Here is a 20,354-nt window from a genome sequence, read left to right on the forward strand (position 1 = left end):
AAGGCATGGCGTCCACCCAGTCCCCTGGCATAGAAACACGTCATGTTCTGGGTCCTTCTCCTGCTCCTGGCCTGGTCTTTCGCCGGAACGGCCTGCGCCCGGCTGTGCCTGGCGGCCGTCCGCTCGGCAGCCGCGGACGCGCGTGACGCTCCGGCGGACGGAGAGCGTGATCTGACGCTGTACGAGGCGGCCTTCCTCTCCGGCGGCCCCGCGCGGGTCGCCGATGTGACCATGGTCTCCATGGCCCGCCAGCGCCGGCTGCTGCTCGCGCACACCGGTTGGGCGACGGTCGTGGACCCGCGGGGCCGGGACGAGATGGAGCGGTCCGTCATAAGGGCCATAGGGCCGGAGGGCCAGTCGCGGATCGCGCCCGTACGGGCCCGGGCGGCCGGCGCCGAGGCCGTGCGCAGGCTGGCCGACGGACTGGTCCGCGCGGGTCTCGCGGTGCCCGAGGGCACGGGGACGACCGTGGGGGCCGCCGTCCGCCAGGTGCGGGCCTCCGTGTTCGTCGTCGCCGCGCTGGGCGTGACCGCGCTGCTGCTGCCCGTCCAGACCGGGACGCCCCGGCTGCTGGTGGGCCTGTGGTTCGCCCTGCCCCTCATCCTGGCGCTGAGCTGCCTGGCCATCGCCCGGTTCGAGGTGCATCCGTACTCGCGCTGGGCGTCTCCGGCCGGACAGCGGCTGCTGAGCGCGCTGGCCGGCGGGACGGCCGGGGACGAGCGGTCGTTCCTCACCTCCGTGGCCGTGCGCGGCATCCGTGCGATAGGCGAACCGGAGTTGCGCGCGGCCTTCACCCACCGCGACCAGCCCTGGCGGGAGTGACGAGCCGGGGGCGGTCCGGCGGGGGCGGCTTCCGGGGGGCGCACAGGGGGCATTGCGGCCGACACCGGCCCGACGGTGCTTGCCTTGCCCCACGGACGACCGAAATATCCCTTCTGTCGTCGTGGGCCATGGCAGCCGTGCCATCGCCGCCGCGCACCGAAGGGATACGCGATGAAAGCTGCCGCCCTCTACTCGGCCGCCGGTTCCTTGCTCCTGACCACCCTGGCCGCGGCCCCGGCGGGCGGCGCACCCGGCACCCCCGGCACGGCGGGCGCCCCCGGCGCGGCCGAGCTGCGCGGCACCGCGGTGGCCGTGGCCCGCGCCCGGGCGGCCGGGATCGACTTCGGTCCGTGCTCCGCCGCCGACGTCCCCGAGGCACCGGCCGGCGTGCGGTGCGGCACGGTGAGCGTCCCGCTCGACTACGCCCACCCGAACGGCAAGCGGATCCGGCTGACCGTCAGCCGCGCCGAGGCCACCCACAAGGACCCGCGCAACAGCAAGCGGAGGGTGCCCCGGCAGGGCGCCCTGGTCTTCAACCCGGGCGGCCCCGGCGCCTCCGGCATGTACTTCCCGCTCATCGGCACGATCCCGGCGTGGCAGCGGGTCGCCGCCGCCTACGACCTCGTCGGCTACGCCCCGCGCGGCGTCGGCCGGTCGGCACCGCTGTCCTGCGAGGACCCGAAGCACTTCTTCAAGGCGCCCACCGCGGCACCGACGCACCCCTCGGAGGCGTACAAGCGGCAGCGCGTCGCGCAGGCGAAGGCGTACGCGCGCGGCTGTGCCCGGCGGTCCGGCAGCGGGCTGCGGTTCTACAACTCGCTCAACAACGCCCGTGACCTCGACGTCCTGCGGGCCGCGCTGGGCGAGGACCGGCTGACCTTCATGGGGGCGTCGTACGGCACCTACTTCGGGGCGCTGTACGCGACGATGTTCCCGTCCCACGTGCGGCGCATGGTGCTGGACTCGGCGGTGAACCCGGACCCGCAGAAGATCTGGTACCGCAGCAACCTGGACCAGTCGGCGGCGTTCGAGGAGCGCTGGGCGGACTTCCGTGAGTGGATCGCCCGGCACGACGACGTGTACCGGCTCGGTGCCACGCCCGCGCGGGTGCAGCGCAGTTACGACACCGCGCGCGAACGGCTGGCCGGGAAGGCGGCGGGCGGGACGGTCGGTCCCGGCCAGTTGCAGGACGTCTTCCTGGCAGCCGGGTACTACGACGACTTCTGGCCGAGCCGCGCGGCGGCGCTCTCGGCGTATCTGCACGGCGACCCGAAGCCGCTGGTCCGGCTGGCCACACCGAGCCCGGAGAGCGCCGCCGAGGCGGAGAACGGCAGCGCGGTGTACACGGCCGTGGAGTGCAACGACGCGCCCTGGCCGACGGACTGGGCGGTCTGGGACCGGGACAACACGCGGCTCGCCCGGGTGGCGCCCTTCGAGACCTGGGACAACGCGTGGATGAACCTGCCGTGCGCCTACTGGCCGGCGCCCCGGCAACGGCCGCTGGACGTGCGGACCGGGGTCGGCGAGCTGCCGCCGGTGCTGGTCCTGGCGGCCGAGCGGGACGCCGCCGCGCCGTACCAGGGCGCGCTGGAGATGAACCGGCGGCTGGCGGGCTCGGTGCTGGTGACCGAGCGGGACGCGGGGACACACGGCGTCGGCGGCGGGCCCAACAGGTGCGTCAACGGGTACCTGGAGGCGTACCTGCTGGAGGGCCGTGTTCCGGCGCGGCACGCGTCCTGCGCGCCGCGCCCCGAACCGGTCGCCTCCAACGCTTCCGCGGACGACCGGGTGCGGCGGGACGCGCTCAAGGGGAAAGCCGCCCGGCGTTAGGCGCGCCCGCCGGGGTGCCTGGTCAGGTCGTCGGCCGGCTGCGGCTCGTACGGCCTGGTCACGACGTTCCCCGGGCCTTTTCGGAGGCGCTTCAGGCGAGGTCCGCCACCAGTTCGCCGATGTCCTTGCGGCGGCCCGTGAAGAACGGGACCTCCTCGCGGACGTGCATGCGGGCCTCGGAGGCGCGCAGGTGGCGCATGAGGTCGACGATGCGGTACAGCTCGTCGGCCTCGAAGGCCAGGATCCACTCGTAGTCGCCGAGGGAGAACGAGGCGACCGTGTTCGCGCGCACGTCCGGGTAGCCGCGGGCCATCTTGCCGTGGTCGGCGAGCATCCGGCGCCGGTCCTCGTCGGGCAGCAGGTACCAGTCGTAGGAGCGGACGAAGGGGTAGACGCTCACGTAGTCGCGGGGCGTCTCGTCGGCGAGGAACGCCGGGATGTGCGAGCGGTTGAACTCGGCGGGGCGGTGCAGCGCCATGTTCGACCACACCGGCTCCAGCGCGCGGCCGAGCCTCGTGCGGCGGAAGAGGTTGTACGCCTCCTGGAGCTGGTCGCTGGTCTCGGCGTGCCACCAGATCATGAGGTCGGCGTCGGCGCGCAGCCCGGAGACGTCGTAGGTGCCGCGGATCGTCACGTCCTTGGCGGCGAGCTGGTCGAACAGCTCCTGGACCTCGTCGGCGTATCCCGCGCGGTCCTCCGGGAGGACGTCCTTCAGCCTGAAGACGGACCAGAGGGTGTAGCGGATGACCTCGTTGAGGTCCTTGGCCAGCTTGCCCTTGTTCGGGATCCTGCCGGACTCGGTGGTGGGGGCGTCGTCACTCATGGTCCCTATTCTCCCGCTCCGCCGTGCAGGCTCTGCACCGGGTCGGCCGTCAGCGCCCGGACCCCGGCGAGGTCGCCGCCGAGCTGGTCCACCGCCGCGTACGCGCTCGCGACGCAGGCCGGGACGCCGACGCCGTCGTACTGGGCGCCGCACACCGCGAGCCCCGGGAGCTTGGCGATCTGCTCGCGGACGCGGGCCACGCGCGCGTGGTGCCCGACGGGGTACTGCGGCAGGCCGTCGGTCCAGCGGGTGACCCGGGTCCGCAGCGGAACCGCGTCCAGGCCCGTGGCCTCCCGCAGATCGTGCCGGGAGACCTCCACCAGACCGGCGTCGTCCCGGCCGAGGACCTCCGTCTCGCCGTAGCGGCCCACGGACGTGCGCAGGACGACCACGTCCGGGTCCTCCTCGGCGATCCAGCCCCACTTCTGGGAGGCGAAGGTGGCGGCCTTGATGGTCCGGCCGTCGACGGGCGGCACCAGGAAGCCGCTGCCCTCGGGCAGGCGCAGGTCGGCACGCCGGTAGGCGAGGGTGACGAGGGCCATGGAGGCGTACTCGACGGCGGCCAGCTCGGCGGCGGCGCCCGGGGACTCGGCGCGCAGCAGGGCGGCGGCGGCCGGGGCGGGTACGGCGACGATCACGGCGTCGGCGTGCAGCAGGCGTTCCCCGGCGGTGATCCGCCAGCCGCCGGCCGCGTCCCGGCGCAGTTCACGCGCGGGCGTGCGGGTCAGGATCTCGCCGCCCCGCGCGCGCACCGAGTCGGCGACCGCCGACGGCAGCCGCCCGACCCCGCCGGCGATGCCCATGAAGACCGGCCCGGTCTGCTGCCGGGCGGCGGCCTTCGCCTGGATCTCGCGGACGCCCTGGGTGAGGGAGACGTGGGCGCGGGCGGCCTGGAAGAGCTGCGGGACGGCGGAGCGCATGGAGATGCGGTAGGCGTCGCCCGCGTACACCCCGCCGAGCAGGGGTTCGACGAGCCGGTCGACGACTTCGCGGCCGAGCCGGGCCGCCACGTACTCCCCCACGGCCACGTCGTCGCCGGTCTCGGTGCGGGGCAGGCCGGCGTCGCGCTCGATGCGGGCCACGCCCTCGTCCGAGAGGACGCCGGTCAGGGCGGCGGCGGTGCCGGGCACGCCCATCACATGGCCCTTGGGCATGGGCCGCAGGGCACCGCGGGTCCAGATCGAGGCGGTCGCGGTGGCGGGCGGCTGGAGCAGCTCGCCCAGTCCCGCCTCGCGCGCGAGGGCCACCGCCTCGGGGCGGCGGGCGAGCAGGGACTCGGCACCCAGGTCGACCCGCACGCCGGCGATCTCGCCGGGCAGCAGCTTGCCGCCGACCCGGTCGCCGGCCTCCAGCACGGTCACCCGCGCCCCGCGCCCCAGCAGCCGGTGCGCGGCGGCCAGTCCGGCGATGCCGGCCCCGATGACGACGACGTGCCCCGGGCTCCCGCCCGGCGCGCTGCTACCCGTTGCGCTCATGCCCCCACTCTCTCAGACCCCACCGGCACGCCCGCCGGGAGGCGGTGTCCGGGACGAGTCCGGACCGTGACCGCATCGGAACCGGCCCCGTCGATCGTTCCCGCGCGCCCGGCCGTCGAAGGACCGTCCCAGCTCACGACCCCCGGGGGGTACCGCCCATGCGCACACCACGGACCGCACGCCGCCGCCGGACCCTGGCCGGGGTCCTGCTCGCCGCCTGTCTCGCGCTCGCCGGGTGCGGCGGGGCCGGCGAGCTGGGCGGCTCCTCCAAGGCCGCCTCGGACGGCAAGGCCGCGGCGGCCGGCGCCCGCGGCGGCACGGCCGGTGAAGGCAAGGCGGAGGGGGGCAGGGCCCTGCGCGGGACGCCGAGGCTCACCCCGGACGCGATCATCCGCACCGCGTCCCTCACCGTCGAGGTCGCGGACGTGCCGAAGGCCCTGGAGGCGGCCCGGAGAACCGCCGAGGACGCGGGCGGTTACGTCGGCAACGAGACGACGAACCGCGACGAGGACGGGCACGAACGGACCCGGGTCGTGCTGCGCGTGCCGACAGAGAAGTACGACGAGGTCCTCACCGGCCTCCAGGGAGCGGGCCGGGTGGTCGACCGCACGGCCAGGGCGGTCGACGTCACCGACCAGGTCGTGGACGTGGACAGCCGGGTGGCGTCGCAGCGGGCCAGTGTGGCCAGGATCCGCGCGCTGATGGACAAGGCGGCCAAGCTGAGCGACGTCGTCGCCCTGGAGGGGGAGCTGAGCAGCCGCCAGGCCGATCTGGAGGCGCTGCTGGCCCGGCAGGCTTCCCTGAAGGACCGCACCGCCCTGGCCACCGTCACCCTGTCGCTGTCCGAGGCCCCGGTGCGGCGGGCGGACGGCTCGCCGGGCTTCACGGACGCGCTGGCGGGCGGTTGGCACGCGTTCGCCGACGTGCTGCGCTGGATCGCGCTGGCGCTCGGCGCGGCCCTGCCGTTCGTGGCCCTCGCCGTGCTGCTGGTGCTGCTGTGGCTGCGGGTCGTACGGCCCCGGCTGCCGCGCCGTGCGGAGCCCGCGCGGGCGACGGCCGCGCCCGGCCAGCTGCCGTCGGTCCGTCCGGCAGCCGAGTCCGCCGAGCCGGCCGGGCGGGGCGCGGCGGACTGAGCCGGACGGAGCCCGGGAGGGCGGCCGGGACGGAGGGAACCGCGCCCCGTAGCGTGTTGCCATGAGGATGAACGGTGAGCGGGGCAGCGGCGGCAGGGAACGGCTGGTCGTGATCGGCGGCGACGCCGCGGGCATGTCCGCGGCGTCGCAGGCACGACGGCTGAAGGGCCCCGAGGAGCTGGAGATCGTGGCCTTCGAGCGCGGCCACTTCACCTCCTTCTCGGCGTGCGGCATCCCGTACTGGGTGGGCGGCGAGGTCCCCGAGCGGGACCGTCTCATCGCCCGGACGCCCGAGGAGCACCGGGCGCGCGGGATCGATCTGCGGCTGCGCACCGAGGTCACGGAGATCGACGTGCCGGGACAGCGGGTACGCGCGCGTGACGTCGATTCCGGCGCGGAGTCCTGGACGCCGTACGACCGGCTCGTCATCGCCACCGGCGCCCGCCCGGTCCGTCCGGACCTGCCCGGCGTGGACGCCCCGGGCGTGCACGGCGTGCAGACCCTGGACGACGGGCAGGCCCTGCTGGACACGCTGGCCGGCACGCGCGGCCGCAGGGCGGTGGTCGTCGGGGCCGGCTACATCGGTGTCGAGATGGCCGAGGCGCTGATCAACCGGGGCTTCGAGGTGACGGTCGTCAACCGCGGCAAGGAGCCCATGTCGACGCTGGACCCGGACATGGGCCGGATGGTGCACCGGGCCATGCAGGGCCTCGGCATCACCATGGTGAACAACGCGGAGGTCACCAAGATCCTCACCGGGGACGACGGCCGGGTGCGCGCGGTGGCCACCGAGCACGCCGAGTACCCGGCGGATCTGGTGGTCCTGGGCATCGGCGTCCGCCCGGAGACCTCCCTCGCCCGCGCGGCCGGCCTCCCGCTCGGCACCCACGGCGGGCTGCTCACCGACCTCGCGATGCGGGTGCGCGGGCACGAGGACATCTGGGCGGGCGGCGACTGCGTGGAGGTGCTGAACCTGGTCTCCGGGCAGGAGCAGTACGTCCCGCTCGGCACCCACGCCAACAAGCACGGCCAGGTCATCGGCACCAACGCCGGCGGCGGTTACGCCACCTTCCCCGGTGTCGTCGGCACGGCGGTCAGCAAGGTCTGCGACCTGGAGATCGCCCGCACCGGGCTGCGGGAGAAGGACGCCCGCCGGGTGGGGCTGTGCTTCGAGACGGTCACCATCGAGTCGACCAGCCGCGCCGGCTACTACCCCGGTGCCGCCCCCATGACGGTCAAGATGCTCGCCGAGTCCCGCACGGGCCGGTTGCTGGGCGTGCAGATCGTCGGCAGGGAGGGGGCGGCGAAGCGGGTCGACATCGCGGCGGTGGCGCTGACCGCGCAGATGACGGTGGAACAGATGACGGCCCTGGACCTGGGCTACGCCCCGCCGTTCTCACCGGTGTGGGACCCGGTCCTGGTGGCGGCGAGGAAGGCCGCCGCGAAGGTGCGGGCGAGCTGACCGGCGAGGGGGCGCGGGGGACGGCCGGCCCCGGTGGCGCCGCGTCCCGCGGCGTGCCTACGCCGTGCCGGTGATCCGCGGCAGGGCCGAGACCGCCGCCGGCTGCTCCCCGGAGGGCTTCGCGTGGGACGCCGGCGGCCGGGTGGACCGCAGCCGGTAGCTGACCGCCTCGTCCAGGGTCACGGGCCGCTGCATCTGCGTGGCGAGCCGGCCCGCCTCCTGGCCGAGCCGCGCGACGTCCTCCCAGGGGAGGCGTACGACCAGAGAGATCTCCGCCTCACCGTCGGGCAGAGCGTGCATCGCCGAAACCTGCGGAGCGTTCGTCATCGCCTGTTCCTCACGTCGGTTGTGAAGGGATACGCACACGCGCCCGGTGGCGTTCACCGATTCGTACGCCCGATCGCGGGCACTACTCCTGTGTGGTCATCCCCGTTCATGACGTGAACCCGGTGCGCCGCACCCCCTGGGTGACGTACGCCCTCATCGCCGCCAACGTGCTGGTGTTCATCACCACGCCCGGCATAGCCGGCTCCGTGGCGGGCAGCAGCGAGCTGGCGCAGCTGTGCCACCTCCAGGCCTTCATGGACCATTACGCGGCGGTCCCCCGGGAACTGATCCACCATCAGCTGCCCCGGGTCGTGCCGACCGGGGACGTCGGCGTGGGCCCCGGCGGCCCCGGCTGCGTCGTCGGGCCGCCCGGTTACGACAAGTCCCCGGCGCTGTCCGTCTTCACGGCGATGTTCCTGCACGGCGGCTGGCTGCACCTGCTGGGCAACATGCTCTTCCTGCTGATCTTCGGCAACAACGTCGAGGACCGGATGGGCCACATCCGCTACTTCCTCTTCTACGTCGTCTGCGGCTACGCGGCCGGCTACGGCTTCGCGCTGCTCAACGACAGTTCCTCGGACCCCCTGATCGGCGCGTCCGGCGCGATCGCCGGCGTCCTCGGCGCCTATCTTGTCCTCTATCCGAGGGCCAGGGTGTGGGTCCTGGTGCCGTTCCTGGTCTTCCTGCCGCTGAGGCTGCCCGCCTGGCTGGTGCTGGGCTTCTGGTTCGGGCTCCAGGCGGTGTACTCGTCCGGGCACGGCGTGTCCGGCGCGGGCACGGTGGCGTACGCGGCGCACGTGGTCGGCTTCGTCGCCGGCATGCTGCTGGCCTGGCCGCTCAAGCCCGGCACGCCGCCCCCGCCGGAGCCGCCCGGCCTGCTGTTCGGCAGGCGCGCGCGGCCCCACTACACCTGGTGAGCCGGCCGGCGGCTCAGCGCGCGGTGGCGGTGTGCACGTACTCCACGAGCCGGGTCAGCGCGTCCGGGTCGGTGTTCGGCATGACGCCGTGACCGAGGTTGAAGACGTGGCCCTCCAGGCCGGCGGCGGCGTCGAGCACCTCACGGGCCTTGGCGGCGACGGTGTCCTTGTCGGTGAACAGGACGGTCGGGTCCAGGTTGCCCTGGAGCGCCTTGCCTGGGCCGACGCGGCGGGCGGCCTCGTCGAGCGGGACGCGCCAGTCGGCGCCGACGACGTCCGCACCGGCCTCGCCCATGAGCTTCAGCAGCTCACCGGTGCCGACGCCGAAGTGGATGCGCGGGACGCCGTACCCGGCGACCGCGTCGAAGACCTTCGCGGAGGCCGGCATGACCGACGTGCGGTAGTCGGCGGGGGCCAGGGCACCGGCCCAGGAGTCGAAGAGCTGGACGGCGCTCGCGCCGGCCTCGATCTGGACCTTCAGGAAGGCGGCCGTGATGTCGGCGAGCCGGTCCAGCAGGTCGGCCCACAGCTCGGGGTCGCCGTACATCATCGCCTTGGCGTTCTCGTACGTGCGCGAGGGGCCGCCCTCGACCAGATAGCTCGCGAGGGTGAACGGCGCGCCCGCGAAGCCGATCAGCGGGGTGGCGCCCAGCTCACGGGTGAGCATGCCGATGGCCTCGGTGACGTAGGGGACGTCCTCGGGGGTGAGGTCGCGCAGCCGGGCCAGGTCGGCGCGGGTGCGGACCGGCTGCTCGACGACCGGGCCGACGCCGGGCTTGATGTCGAGGTCGAGGCCGATGGCCTTCAGCGGGACGACGATGTCGCTGAAGAAGATCGCCGCGTCCACGTCGTGCCGGCGCACCGGCTGGAGCGTGATCTCGGTGACCAGCTCGGGCCGCATGCACGACTCCAGCATGGGAACGCCCTCGCGCACCTTGCGGTACTCCGGCAGGGAGCGGCCGGCCTGGCGCATGAACCACACCGGGGTGTGCGGCACGGGTTCGCGCCTGCACGCCTTGAGGAAGGCGCTGTCGTACGTCGCTGTCGGCTGCGGGGTGTCATTGGCGGTCACGAGGCAAGTTTCGCACGCCGTCGGGCGGGGACCGGGCCGGTGTCCCCGCCGGCCGGGCGCAGCCGCGTAGATCACAGCGGGTGTCTTGCCCTGCACGACGCCCCCGTTCCCCTTACTCTTCCCCGCATGGCTGCGGCTCACGGACGAATGTCGGACAGCGCTGACGGAACGGACGACGTGAAGGACACCGAGGAGGCGGACGGGCACCCGGGTGCCTCGGGTCCGCCGGCTTTCCGCACCGCGGTCGAGGCCCTGCGCGCCGGCCGGCTGCGGCCGCAGGTCGAGGTGGAGCCGACGCCGGCCCCGCAGCGGCTCGCCCCCTACGCGTACGCGGTGGAGGCGGTGGTGGTGGACGGCGAGCAGGAGCTGGCCGACGGGCGTCTGGTGCTGCTGCACGACCCGGCCGGGCACGACGCCTGGCGGGGGACGTTCCGGCTGGTGACGCTGGTGCGCGCGGAGCTGGAGCCGGAGATGGCCGCCGATCCGCTGCTGCCGGAGGTGTGCTGGTCGTGGCTGACCGGGGCGCTGGCCGCGCGCGGGCTGGGCTACGGCGAGCCGAGCGGCACGATCACGCGTGCCAGCTCGCACTACTTCGGCGGACTGGCCGAGCGGCCGGCCGCCTCGCAGATCGAGATCCGGGCCTCCTGGACGCCCCGCGAGGGCCTGGGCGGGGTGCCGGACACGGCCGCCCACCTGGCCTCCTGGTGCGATCTGCTGGCACAGGTCGCGGGTCTGCCGCCGGCCGGGCCCGGGGACGCGTCGGTGGTGACCCTGCCGCAGCGCAGGGGTCCGCAGTCCCGGTGACCGGTCGGCTCTCGACCCTTCATTGACCGTCTCTTTGTCGATACGGCCATTTTCCGTACTCGAATCGCACCCGCTCGAACCGACTTGATCTTCGGATGATCGATCGCGTGTCCGAATTGCACAGATTGTTACTCACTAGATCGTGATCATTCTCTAAAGGCGGACGAGTTTGCTGCCGAAGACGACTGTGACCTTGAAAGCACGGTTCGTCCCGGCTTCATCCCCACAAGCCGGCCCCGTCCCCCCACCCAGGAGGCCTGGTGTCCGTTCTCCTCGAGCAACCCGCAAGCCTGGTCGCCTACCGCCCGAACAAGCCGACCGCCATGGTGGTCGTGGCCGACCCCCGCGTCCGCTCCACCGTCACCCGCCATCTGTGGGCGCTCGGCGTGCGCGATGTCATCGAGGCCTCGTCCATCGCGGAGGCTCGTCCCCGCATCGGCAACCCGCGCGACATCTGCGTCGCCGACGTCCACCTGCCCGACGGCTCCGGCCTCACCCTGCTGTCCGAGACCCGCGCCGCGGGCTGGCCCAACGGACTCGCCCTCTCCGCCGCCGACGACATCGGCGCCGTCCGCAACGCGCTGGCCGGCGGCGTCAAGGGCTACGTCGTCACCGGCACCCGCACCAACATCGGGCTCCCCGCCCGGCCCGGCGCCGCTCCCCTCGGCGCCGCCGCCCGTATGCACCGCCGCCCCCCGGGTGCCCCGAGCCACCCGGGCGGCTACCGGGAGCTGTCGGGACGCGAGGTCGAGGTGCTGCGGCTGGTCGCGGAGGGCCAGTCGAACAAGGCGATCGGCGTCTCCATGGGCCTGTCCGCCCTGACCGTGAAGAGCCACCTCGCCCGCATCGCCCGCAAGCTCGGGACCGGGGACCGGGCCGGCATGGTGGCCGTGGCCCTGCGCACCGGCATCATCCACTGAGCCCACCGGACGCACCCCTTCGGCGGACCCGGCCTTCACTCGTGTGAACCAGCCCTTTCCCCGAGCTGACTGGTTTACGCCCCTCTCGCGCCCGTCGACGGAACGTTCCGTCGACGGGCGCGGTCCACACACGGATACCCTTGACAGGTGACCGACGCCCAAGACACCGCAGCAGACAGTTCCCTGCGCACCACCGGGGGCACCCCTCCGGACGACGCAGGTTCTTCTGTGACGGGGGCGCCGACTCCTTTGCTGGAACCGCGCGAGGGCATCCCGCCCGTGATCGCCGACGAGGCGGCCCTGGACCGGGTGGTCGCCGCCTTCGCCGCCGGCACCGGCCCGGTCGCCGTGGACGCCGAGCGTGCCTCCGGCTACCGCTACGGGCAGCGCGCCTACCTGGTGCAGCTGCGCCGCGAGGGCGCCGGGACCGCGCTGATCGACCCCGTCGCCTGCCCCGACCTGTCCAGCCTCGGCGAGGCCCTGTCCGGCGTGGAGTGGGTGCTGCACGCGGCCACCCAGGACCTGCCCTGTCTGCGCGAGATAGGCATGGTCCCCAGCCGCCTGTTCGACACCGAGCTGGCCGGCCGGCTCGCGGGCTTCCCCCGGGTCGGTCTCGGCGCCATGGTGGAGGGCGTCCTCGGCTTCGTCCTGGAGAAGGGCCACTCGGCCGTCGACTGGTCGACCCGCCCGCTGCCCGAGCCCTGGCTGCGGTACGCGGCGCTCGACGTCGAGCTCCTCGTCGACCTGCGGGACGCCCTGGAGAAGGAGCTGGACCGGCAGGGCAAGCTGGAGTGGGCCCTGCAGGAGTTCGACGCGATCGCGTCCGCGCCCCCGGCCGAGCCGCGCAAGGACCCCTGGCGCCGCACGTCCGGGATGCACAAGGTGCGCCGGCGCCGGCAGCTCGCGGTCGTGCGCGAGCTGTGGCAGACGCGGGACCGGATCGCGCAGCGGCGGGACGTCTCGCCGGGGAAGGTGCTGAGCGACACGGCCATCGTGGAGGCGGCGCTGGCCCTGCCCGGCAATGTGCACGTCCTCGCCGGGCTGAACGGGTTCGGGCACCGGATGGGCCGGCGGCAGCTGGAGCAGTGGCAGGCCGCCGTGGACCGCGCCAAGGCCCTTCCCGACAGCGCGCTGCCGCAGCCGGGGCAGCCCGTGACCGGGCCCCCGCCGCCGCGTGCCTGGGCCGACAAGGACCCGGCCGCGGCCGCTCGCCTGTCCGCGGCCCGGGCCGGGGTGACGGCACTGGCCGAACGGCTCACCATGCCCCAGGAGAACGTGATCTCTCCGGACACCGTACGGCGGATCTGCTGGGAGCCGCCGGCCTCCGTCGACGAGGACTCCGTGGGCGCCGCGCTGGCCGGCTACGGCGCGCGGCCCTGGCAGATCGAGCTGGTCACGCCCGTGCTGGTCGACGCCCTGTCGGCCCGGGGCTGAGAAGCACGAGGCCGGCGAACGGGCCCCTCCCCGCTCCTCGCACGCGGGCGCCCAGGGTCCGCCGAAGGGGAAAAGGGACGTCGAGATCACGCCAAGATCCCGGGGCGGCAGGCAGCGGGCGTCCTCCCCGGTCTGGGAGGTGGCCGGCGTGAACGGGGGCACCGCGGATGTGACCTTCACCGCTCCCGCCTCCCGGACTGTGCAGCTACGTTACTCATAAGTAGCATGGGTTCTGAGCGCGCGCTCAGCGCAACGCAGCAGTGCCATCCCGCACAGGAGGAGAGCCATCGTGCCTCGTACCGTCAGGGACGTCGTCTTCGTCGACGGCGTCCGTACCCCGTTCGGCAAGGCGGGCCCGAAGGGCATCTACCACGAGACCCGCGCCGACGACCTCGTCGTGAAGGCGATCCGGGAGCTGCTGCGCCGCAACCCCGGTCTGGACCCGAAGAAGATCGACGAGGTCGCCATCGCGGCGACCACGCAGATCGGTGACCAGGGTCTGACCCTCGGCCGTACCGCCGGCATCCTCGCGGGTCTGCCGCAGTCCGTGCCCGGTTACTCCATCGACCGCATGTGCGCCGGCGCGCTGACCGCCGTGACGACCACCGCCGGTTCGATCGCCTTCGGCGCCTACGACGCCGTCATCGCCGGTGGTGTCGAGCACATGGGCCGCCACCCGATGGGCGAGGGCGTCGACCCGAACCCGCGGTTCGTGAGCGAGAAGCTGGTGGACGAGTCGGCCCTGTTCATGGGCATGACCGCGGAGAACCTGCACGACCGCTACCCGCACATCACCAAGCTGCGCGCCGACGAGTACGCGGTGCGCTCGCAGGAGAAGGCCGCCAAGGCGTACGCCAACGGCAAGATCCAGGCCGACCTGGTGCCGATCTCGGTGCGCCGGACCAGCCCGGAGGGCGGGGAGACCGGCTGGGGCCTGGTCACCGCCGACGAGCCGATGCGCCCGGGGACCACCCTGGAGAACCTGGCGAACCTCAAGACGCCGTTCCGTGTGCACGGCCGGGTCACCGCCGGCAACGCGGCCGGCCTGAACGACGGCGCCACCGCGTCGATCATCGCGAGCGAGGACTTCGCCCGCGAGAACGGCCTGCCGGTCAAGATGCGCCTGGTGTCGTACGCCTTCGCGGGCGTCGAGCCGGAGGTCATGGGCTACGGCCCGATCCCGGCCACGGAGAAGGCCCTCGCCAAGGCGGGCCTGTCCATCTCCGACATCGGCCTGTTCGAGATCAACGAGGCCTTCGCCGTGCAGGTGCTGGCCTTCCTCGACCACTACGGCATCGCCGACGACGACGAGCGCGTCAACCAGTACGGCGGCGCCATCGCCTTCGGCCACCCGCTGGCCTCCTCCGGCGTCCGCCTGATGACGCAGCTGGCCCGCCAGTTCGAGGAGCAGCCGCACGTCCGCTACGGCCTGACCACCATGTGCGTCGGCTTCGGCATGGGCGCGACGGTCATCTGGGAGAACCCGCACTTCGAGGGGGACAAGTGAGCACCACCGCCGAGCTTCTGAAGCAGGCCTCGGACCTGTTCCCCGACGAGGTCGTCACCAGCGCGCACCTACGCCACTTCGACCTCCCCTTCGGCGCCGGCCGCTTCGCGCTGATCACGCTGGACAACGGCCTGGACCACACCAAGCCGACCACCTTCGGCCCCGCCTCGCTCGCGAACCTGAACACCGCGATCGACCAGGTCGAGAAGGAGGCCGCGGACGGCGAGATCGTCGGTGCCGGCATCACCGGCAAGCCGTTCATCTTCGCGGTCGGCGCCGACCTCAAGGGCGTCGAACTGCTGAAGGAGCACGAGCACGCGCTCGCCATCGGCAAGGGCGGCCACGAGGTCTTCAAGCGTCTGGCGAAGCTGGCCGTCCCGACCTTCGCCTACTACAACGGCGCGGCGATGGGCGGCGGCGTCGAGGTCGGCCTGCACTGCACCTACCGGACCGTCTCCAAGGCGATCCCGGCGTTCTCGCTGCCCGAGGTCTTCCTCGGCCTGGTGCCCGGCTGGGGCGGCTGCACGCTGCTGCCGAACCTGATCGGCCCCGAGAAGGCCGTCTCGGTCGTCATCGAGAACTCGCTCAACCAGAACAAGCAGCTCAAGGGCCAGCAGGTCTTCGACCTCGGGATCGCGGACGCGCTCTTCGAGGGCGCCGACTTCCTGGAGCAGTCGCTGATCTGGACCGCCCAGGTGCTCAAGGGCGACGTCAAGGTCGAGCGCCCGGTGATCGACCGCGGCGAGGCCTGGGACCAGGCCGTCGCCAAGGGCCGCTTCATCGCGGACTCCAAGGTGCACGGCGCGGCCCCGGCCGCCTACCGCGCCCTGGACATCATCGCCGCCGCGAAGAACGAGGACCTCCAGCAGGGCTTCGACGCCGAGGACCAGGCCCTCGCCGACCTGATCATGGGCGGGGAACTGCGCGCCGGCATCTACGCGTTCAACCTGGTGCAGAAGCGCGGCAAGCGTCCCGCCGGCGCCCCGGACAAGAACCTGGCGCGCCCGGTCACCAAGGTGGGCGTGGTCGGCGCGGGTCTCATGGCCTCCCAGCTGGCGCTCCTCTTCCTGCGCCGCCTCGAGGTGCCGGTCGTGCTGACCGACATCGACCAGGAGCGGGTCGACAAGGGTGTGGGCTACGTCCACGCCGAGATCGACAAGCTGCTCGGCAAGGGCCGGATCAACCAGGACAAGGCCAACCGCCTCAAGGCCCTGGTGACCGGTGTCCTGGACAAGGCGGAGGGCTTCTCCGACGCGGACTTCGTCATCGAGGCCGTGTTCGAGGAGATCGGTGTCAAGCAGCAGGTGTTCGCCGAGGTCGAGGCGGTCGCCCCGGCGCACGCGATCCTCGCCACCAACACCTCGTCCCTGTCGGTGACGGAGATGGCGTCGAAGCTCAAGCACCCCGAGCGGGTCGTGGGCTTCCACTTCTTCAACCCGGTGGCCGTCCTGCCGCTGCTGGAGATCGTCCGCGGCGAGAAGACCGACGACGCCTCCCTCGCGACCGCGTTCGCCGTCGCCAAGAAGCTGAAGAAGACCGCGGTGCTGGTCAAGGACGCCCCGGCGTTCGTCGTGAACCGCATCCTGACCCGCTTCATGGGCGAGATCCAGAACGTCATCGACGAGGGCACCCCGGTCGAGGTCGCCGAGAAGGCGGTCGAGCCGCTCGGTCTGCCGATGTCCCCGCTGGTGCTGCTGGAGCTGGTCGGCCCCGCCATCGGTCTGCACGTCTCCGAGACGCTGCACGGCGCGTTCCCGGACCGCTTCACGGTCTCCCCGAACCTCAAGGCGGTCGTGGAGGCGGGCAAGCGCGGCTTCTACGTCTACGACAGCGGCAAGCCGGAGCTGGACCCGGAGGTCGCCGCGCTGCTCAAGCAGGGCGACGTCGTGCTGACCGAGGAGCAGGTACGGGCGCGGGTGCTGGACGCGGTGGCGCAGGAGATCGGGCTCATGCTCGACGAGGGCGTCGTCGCCGAGGCCCAGGACATCGACCTGTGCCTGATCACGGGCGCCGGCTGGCCCTTCCACCTGGGCGGCATCACGCCGTACCTGGACCGTGAGGGCGTCAGCGAGCGCGTCAACGGCAAGCGGTTCCTGGCGCCGGGCGTGGCGAGCGTCCCGGCGTGACGCTCCACCGGTGAACGCCGGGTGCCCGCACTCCGCCCGGGGTGCGGGCACCCGGCGTTTCCGGGTGCCCGCCCGGGCTCAGGCCCCGGCGGGGCGGCCGTCGTCGACGTGGACGACGTGGAGCTCCCTGCCGTCCCGGTCGCGGCGGGAACGCCCGAGGATGCCCACGGCCAGGTGCGAGGGGTCCTCGGACTCCGCGAGGGCGACGAAGGTGACGACGTCCGGGTGGTGGCTCGTCACCAGCCAGCCCTCGCCGTTGTCCAGTTCGAGCACCCGGAAGTCGCCCGCCGGACCGCCCACGCTCACGGGGCCGTACTCGCGCAGGATCCCGGTGGCCCGGTCGGCGAGCCCTCCCCCCGGCTCCTCCAGCACCACACACGTGCCGTGCTCGAACAGCACCCACGGTTTCCCGGATCCGGCGAGGAGACGCCGCCAGGCGTCGATGAGTGTCTCGGTGTCCACGACGGCCATCACATCACGGCGCGCTCAGACCTCCCGCCACGCCTCCAGCGCCAGCCCCGGCTCGTCCTTGCGCCGGGTCAGCAGGAGCCGTCCGCCCGACGGGGACAACGTTGCCGCCACCACCCGGTCCTCCTCGTCCGTCGTCAGGGACACCAGCGCGTCCAGCGGGAGTTCGGGACCCGACTCGGTCCACCAGGCGCCCGCCGACTCCCGTTCGGTCGGGTACGCGGCGAAGGCGACGCGGCGGCTCTCGGTCCGCTGGACCAGCAGGGTGCAGTCGTGGCCGTCCAGGTCGCAGCGGACCGCCGACACCGGTCCCGGGCCGGCCGCGGGCAGCACGGTGACCGGCTCGCCGCCCGGACGCCAGGCGCACAGGTCGCCGGAGGCACCGGTGTAGAAGACGGTCGTGCGCTCCGGGGAGGTGGCCAGGGCGCGCAGGGTGCCCGGGCGGACCGGTGCCTTCAGCGCCTCCTGGAGCACGGGCTGGGCGCCCGGCTCCTCCTGACGCCAGTACAGCAGGCCCTGGGGGACGGTCGCGTACAGCTCGACCCGGCCGGACTCCCCCGTGACCGCCGCGAGTCCGTCGTGGACCTCCTTGCCCTTCAGGTCCCGCCAGGGGTCCCAGCCGCCCTTCTCCTTCTGGGCGAGCATGCTGACCCCGCCGCCCTTGTTGCGGACGAAGACATGGGCGCGGCCCTGGGCGTCCACCGCGACGGCGGGCGTGCCGGTGCGGTCGCCCTTCTTGTCCGGGTGGCCGATCGGGTGCCAGTCCAGGGCCGCCAGGTGCGGGCGGAAGTGCGTGGAGTGCACGAGCCCGGACTCGCCCTTGACGGTGGGCCGCCAGGAGACCAGGTGGGCGTAGCCGTCGGCGCCCTGACCGACCGCCAGGACGGTGTGCAGTCTCTGCTCGCCACCGACCTTGCGCGGGGCGGACCAGGGGCCGCGGGGGCCGCGCTCCGCCCGGCACAGGACGGCGTCGCCCGACAGCTGGTAGACACTGAGCCGGCCGTCTCGGCCGCGGAGGAGCCAGTCGCCGTTCACCGGTTCACTTTAAGCCGCCCGGTACCGGCCCCGGGGTCCGGCCCCGGCCGTGAGCCGTGGTCATGGCACCCTGGGATCCATGACCGGCCCGCTGGACCCCGCTGCCCCTCCCCCCGCCCCTCTGCTCGTCGTGGTGGACGGCGCGAACGTCGTCGGGTCGCGGCCGGACGGCTGGTGGCGGGACCGCAAGGGGGCGGCCGAGCGGCTGCGGGACCGGCTGGCGGGCGAGGGCCTGCCCGGGCACCCGGGGCCCGTGGAGATCGTGCTCGTGGTCGAGGGCGCGGCCCGGGGCGTGACGTCCGTACCGGGAGTGCGGGTGGAGTCGGCGCCGGGCAGCGGGGACGACCGGATCGTGGAGCTGACCGCCGAGCACGCCGGCCGGCCCCGCCTGGTGGTGACCGCCGACCGCGAACTGCGCCGCCGTGCGACGGCCCTGGGCGCGGAGGTGACGGGCCCCCGCACGGTCCTGCCCTGAGCCGCAGCACCCCTGCACGGGAGCCGGGGAGGTCCACGGGCCGGCACCCGGCGTCAGCGCCCGAGAATCCACCGCTCTCCGACGGCACCGGGCCCCGGAGCGCCGGCGAGGCCCGCCCGTGGCGACTCCCGGCGCTCGGGAGGCCGCCACCGACCCGTCCGGGCCCGCCGCACCCCCGCCGAGCCGTGCCCCGCCGCCCACGGCTCAGCGCGCGGCAGGACTCCGGAGTACGCCCGCCGACGCCCCAAAGGCCCGGCCTCGCCGTCAGCCCTGCGGCACCCGGGCGTACAGGACCGCGCCGTCCACCCTGGCCACCTCCGTGTAACCCGCCGTCAGCAGCCGGTGCAGGGTGGGGAGCCGGGCGGGGGCGTACGGCTTGCCGCGGGAGTCGTCGACGACCAGGGCGGGGGCGTGCGCGGTCATCTCGCGCCGGAAGACCGGCCAGGCACCGGCGACGGCGTACTTCTCGCCGACCTGGGGTCCGTCCCGGCCGCCGCTGTAGTTGGTGAGCAGGCCCGCGGTGAGGTAGCGGGTGGCGGGGGTGCGGCCGGCCAGCCAGTACGTCTCCGGGTGTATCCCCCAGACGAGGACCCGGTCGGCGGGTGCCGTGCGGTGCGCGAGGGCCGCCGCCAGCCGTTCGGCGTGCGCGAGTTCGGGGCGGGGGGCGAGCAGGCCCCAGGCGACGAAGAGGGCGCAGCAGCAGGCCGAGGTGAGCAGGGCGGCCGGGTGCCCGTCCCGGCGCAGGACGTGCAGCGCGGCGGTGGCCAGCAGGGCGAGCGGCGGGGTGAGTTGCAGGTAGTAGTGGCCGAAGAAGTGGCAGCCGAGGGCCACGGCGACGGCCGAGGAGGCCAGCCACAGCCACAGCCACGCCTCGGCCGCTCCGGTCCGGGCGCCCCGCAGGGCCCGTACGACCGGGGGGAGCAGCCCCGCCGACGCCACCGCCAGGAGCGCGGTGTTGGTCAGCGCGCGGGCCAGGACGTGGAGTTCGGAGCCGGTGACGGAGGCGTAGGCGGTGGAGCCGGTCACCGTCCAGAACAGGAAGCCGGCCGGGTCCGTCGCCAGGGCCGCGCCGAGCACGGGTGCGGCGCAGCCCGCCGCCAGCCGTGGCAGGCCCGCGCGGGTGCCGCCCCGCTGGTGCAGCAGCCAGGCCACGGGCAGCAGCACCGCGCCGCCGGTCTGCTTGGTGAGGAACGCGGTGGCGACGGCGACCCCGGCGGCGCCCCAGCGCCCCCGGTCGGCGCACCACAGGGCGGCGGCCGTCCAGGGCAGTATGAACACCTCGAAGGTGGCGGCCTGCGCGTCCTCGGGGTTGAGCCCGACGGAGACCAGCAGGTACAGCACCCCGGCGGTGCGGCCGGAGCGCTCGCCCCAGCGGCGGCGGGCCAGGGAGGCCAGCAGGGCCGCGGTGAGCAGCTGCGCGAGGACGGCGAGCACCCGCAGCGGGGTCAGGGAGCCGGAGCCGCAGAGCGCGAACGCGGCCTGGTAGAGCCAGGGCAGCAGCGGCGGTTTGCGGTCCACGACGGTGTCGTACAGCTCCCCGCCCTGGGCGAGCAGCCGCGCCTGTACGGCGAGGAAGCCCTCGTCCGGGTTCCACAGCGGCCGGCGGAAGGAGGGGATCCGGGTGACGCAGGCCAGGGCGGCGAGGAGGGGCAGCAGCCGCGCCCAGTACGCCGTCCGGGTGACCGTGGTCCGTGCGGGGGCGAGCGGGGCGGCGAGCATGATCG

At 73.8% G+C, this 20,354-nt stretch carries 17 protein-coding genes and 1 pseudogene; 11 read left to right on the forward strand and 7 right to left on the reverse strand.

The features are described 5' to 3' along the window. The first annotated feature begins 42 nt into the window (after nt 1-42). Both AB0946_RS19925 and AB0946_RS19930 read left to right on the forward strand, forming a co-directional pair. Nucleotides 43-822 (forward strand): TIGR04222 domain-containing membrane protein, encoded by a 780-nt coding sequence (locus tag AB0946_RS19925; protein ID WP_366761930.1) that lies wholly within the window; start codon nt 43-45, stop codon nt 820-822. Between the two features lie 171 nt (nt 823-993). After that, entirely contained in the window at nt 994-2,652 is a 1,659-nt protein-coding gene (locus AB0946_RS19930; protein WP_366761932.1) for an alpha/beta hydrolase, read from the forward strand. Nucleotides 2,653-2,743: 91 nt separating this feature from the next. Here AB0946_RS19930 and hemQ read toward each other — a convergent pair whose 3' ends face one another. Together hemQ and hemG are read right to left on the reverse strand one after the other, a co-directional pair. Then, the gene (gene hemQ, locus AB0946_RS19935) at nt 2,744-3,475 is read right to left on the reverse strand and encodes a hydrogen peroxide-dependent heme synthase (protein WP_366761933.1); all 732 of its coding nucleotides are present in this window, start codon (nt 3,473-3,475) and stop codon (nt 2,744-2,746) included. Nucleotides 3,476-3,480: 5 nt separating this feature from the next. Next, entirely contained in the window at nt 3,481-4,950 is a 1,470-nt protein-coding gene (hemG, locus tag AB0946_RS19940; RefSeq protein WP_366761935.1) for a protoporphyrinogen oxidase, read from the reverse strand. 158 nt (nt 4,951-5,108) lie between these two features. Between hemG and AB0946_RS19945 the strand changes: the two genes are divergently transcribed. Together AB0946_RS19945 and AB0946_RS19950 are read left to right on the forward strand one after the other, a co-directional pair. After that, the gene (locus tag AB0946_RS19945) at nt 5,109-6,083 is read left to right on the forward strand and encodes a DUF4349 domain-containing protein (RefSeq protein WP_366761936.1); all 975 of its coding nucleotides are present in this window, start codon (nt 5,109-5,111) and stop codon (nt 6,081-6,083) included. Between the two features lie 61 nt (nt 6,084-6,144). Next, nucleotides 6,145-7,545 (forward strand): FAD-dependent oxidoreductase, encoded by a 1,401-nt coding sequence (locus AB0946_RS19950; protein ID WP_366761937.1) that lies wholly within the window; start codon nt 6,145-6,147, stop codon nt 7,543-7,545. 90 nt (nt 7,546-7,635) lie between these two features. On the opposite strand, the pseudogene AB0946_RS19955 reads toward AB0946_RS19950, so the two are convergent. After that, a pseudogene (locus AB0946_RS19955) lies at nt 7,636-7,845 on the reverse strand (hypothetical protein); the annotation flags it as partial. Nucleotides 7,846-7,964: 119 nt separating this feature from the next. On the opposite strand from AB0946_RS19955, the gene AB0946_RS19960 reads away from it, so the two are divergent. Further along, nucleotides 7,965-8,789 carry a rhomboid family intramembrane serine protease gene (locus AB0946_RS19960; protein ID WP_366761938.1) on the forward strand — a complete coding sequence of 275 codons (825 nt, stop codon included), beginning with the start codon at nt 7,965-7,967 and terminating at the stop codon, nt 8,787-8,789. Nucleotides 8,790-8,802: 13 nt separating this feature from the next. Here the strand turns inward: AB0946_RS19960 and hemE are convergent, their stop codons facing one another. Further along, nucleotides 8,803-9,861 carry a uroporphyrinogen decarboxylase gene (gene hemE, locus AB0946_RS19965; protein WP_366761939.1) on the reverse strand — a complete coding sequence of 353 codons (1,059 nt, stop codon included), beginning with the start codon at nt 9,859-9,861 and terminating at the stop codon, nt 8,803-8,805. A gap of 126 nt (nt 9,862-9,987) precedes the next feature. Between hemE and AB0946_RS19970 the strand changes: the two genes are divergently transcribed. The 5 genes from AB0946_RS19970 (at nt 9,988) to AB0946_RS19990 (ending at nt 16,652) form a co-directional block, all read left to right on the forward strand. Further along, entirely contained in the window at nt 9,988-10,665 is a 678-nt protein-coding gene (locus AB0946_RS19970) for a DUF3000 domain-containing protein (RefSeq protein WP_171151859.1), read from the forward strand. Nucleotides 10,666-10,925: 260 nt separating this feature from the next. Then, a complete protein-coding gene (locus AB0946_RS19975) occupies nt 10,926-11,585 on the forward strand; it encodes a response regulator transcription factor (RefSeq protein WP_014675646.1) in 660 nt (219 codons plus the stop codon). Nucleotides 11,586-11,732: 147 nt separating this feature from the next. Then, nucleotides 11,733-13,019, forward strand: coding sequence for a ribonuclease D (locus AB0946_RS19980; protein ID WP_366761941.1), 1,287 nt, complete (start codon nt 11,733-11,735; stop codon nt 13,017-13,019). A gap of 289 nt (nt 13,020-13,308) precedes the next feature. Next, nucleotides 13,309-14,526 (forward strand): acetyl-CoA C-acyltransferase, encoded by a 1,218-nt coding sequence (locus tag AB0946_RS19985; protein WP_366761942.1) that lies wholly within the window; start codon nt 13,309-13,311, stop codon nt 14,524-14,526. Further along, the gene (locus tag AB0946_RS19990) at nt 14,523-16,652 is read left to right on the forward strand and encodes a 3-hydroxyacyl-CoA dehydrogenase NAD-binding domain-containing protein (protein ID WP_366761944.1); all 2,130 of its coding nucleotides are present in this window, start codon (nt 14,523-14,525) and stop codon (nt 16,650-16,652) included. Before AB0946_RS19985 ends, AB0946_RS19990 begins: the two co-directional genes overlap by 4 nt. Nucleotides 16,653-16,730: 78 nt before the next feature. Here AB0946_RS19990 and AB0946_RS19995 read toward each other — a convergent pair whose 3' ends face one another. Next, nucleotides 16,731-17,123: a hypothetical protein gene (locus AB0946_RS19995; RefSeq protein WP_366761945.1), complete on the reverse strand. Its 393-nt coding sequence runs from the start codon at nt 17,121-17,123 to the stop codon at nt 16,731-16,733. A gap of 15 nt (nt 17,124-17,138) precedes the next feature. Continuing rightward, nucleotides 17,139-18,155, reverse strand: a complete 1,017-nt coding sequence (locus AB0946_RS20000) for a hypothetical protein (RefSeq protein ID WP_366761946.1) — start codon at nt 18,153-18,155, stop codon at nt 17,139-17,141. 79 nt (nt 18,156-18,234) lie between these two features. On the opposite strand from AB0946_RS20000, the gene AB0946_RS20005 reads away from it, so the two are divergent. After that, nucleotides 18,235-18,630 carry an NTP pyrophosphohydrolase gene (locus AB0946_RS20005; RefSeq protein WP_366761947.1) on the forward strand — a complete coding sequence of 132 codons (396 nt, stop codon included), beginning with the start codon at nt 18,235-18,237 and terminating at the stop codon, nt 18,628-18,630. Between the two features lie 264 nt (nt 18,631-18,894). Here the strand turns inward: AB0946_RS20005 and AB0946_RS20010 are convergent, their stop codons facing one another. Beyond that, a complete protein-coding gene (locus AB0946_RS20010; RefSeq protein ID WP_366761949.1) occupies nt 18,895-20,349 on the reverse strand; it encodes a glycosyltransferase family 39 protein in 1,455 nt (484 codons plus the stop codon). Nucleotides 20,350-20,354 lie beyond the last annotated feature (5 nt).

The organism is Streptomyces sp. NPDC046870 (assembly GCF_040704595.1).
Lineage (GTDB): Bacteria > Actinomycetota > Actinomycetes > Streptomycetales > Streptomycetaceae > Streptomyces > Streptomyces argyrophylli.

Bases quoted from the DNA above. Each gene is read 5' to 3' on its own strand.
- AB0946_RS19925 (WP_366761930.1), top strand. From the start codon at position 43: ATGTTCTGGGTCCTTCTCCTGCTCCTGGCCTGGTCTTTCGCCGGAACG.
- AB0946_RS19930 (WP_366761932.1), top strand. From the start codon at position 994: ATGAAAGCTGCCGCCCTCTACTCGGCCGCCGGTTCCTTGCTCCTGACC.
- hemQ (WP_366761933.1), bottom strand. From the start codon at position 3,475: ATGAGTGACGACGCCCCCACCACCGAGTCCGGCAGGATCCCGAACAAG.
- hemG (WP_366761935.1), bottom strand. From the start codon at position 4,950: ATGAGCGCAACGGGTAGCAGCGCGCCGGGCGGGAGCCCGGGGCACGTC.
- AB0946_RS19945 (WP_366761936.1), top strand. From the start codon at position 5,109: ATGCGCACACCACGGACCGCACGCCGCCGCCGGACCCTGGCCGGGGTC.
- AB0946_RS19950 (WP_366761937.1), top strand. From the start codon at position 6,145: ATGAGGATGAACGGTGAGCGGGGCAGCGGCGGCAGGGAACGGCTGGTC.
- AB0946_RS19970 (WP_171151859.1), top strand. From the start codon at position 9,988: ATGGCTGCGGCTCACGGACGAATGTCGGACAGCGCTGACGGAACGGAC.
- AB0946_RS19995 (WP_366761945.1), bottom strand. From the start codon at position 17,123: ATGGCCGTCGTGGACACCGAGACACTCATCGACGCCTGGCGGCGTCTC.
- AB0946_RS20005 (WP_366761947.1), top strand. From the start codon at position 18,235: ATGACCGGCCCGCTGGACCCCGCTGCCCCTCCCCCCGCCCCTCTGCTC.
- AB0946_RS20010 (WP_366761949.1), bottom strand. From the start codon at position 20,349: ATGCTCGCCGCCCCGCTCGCCCCCGCACGGACCACGGTCACCCGGACG.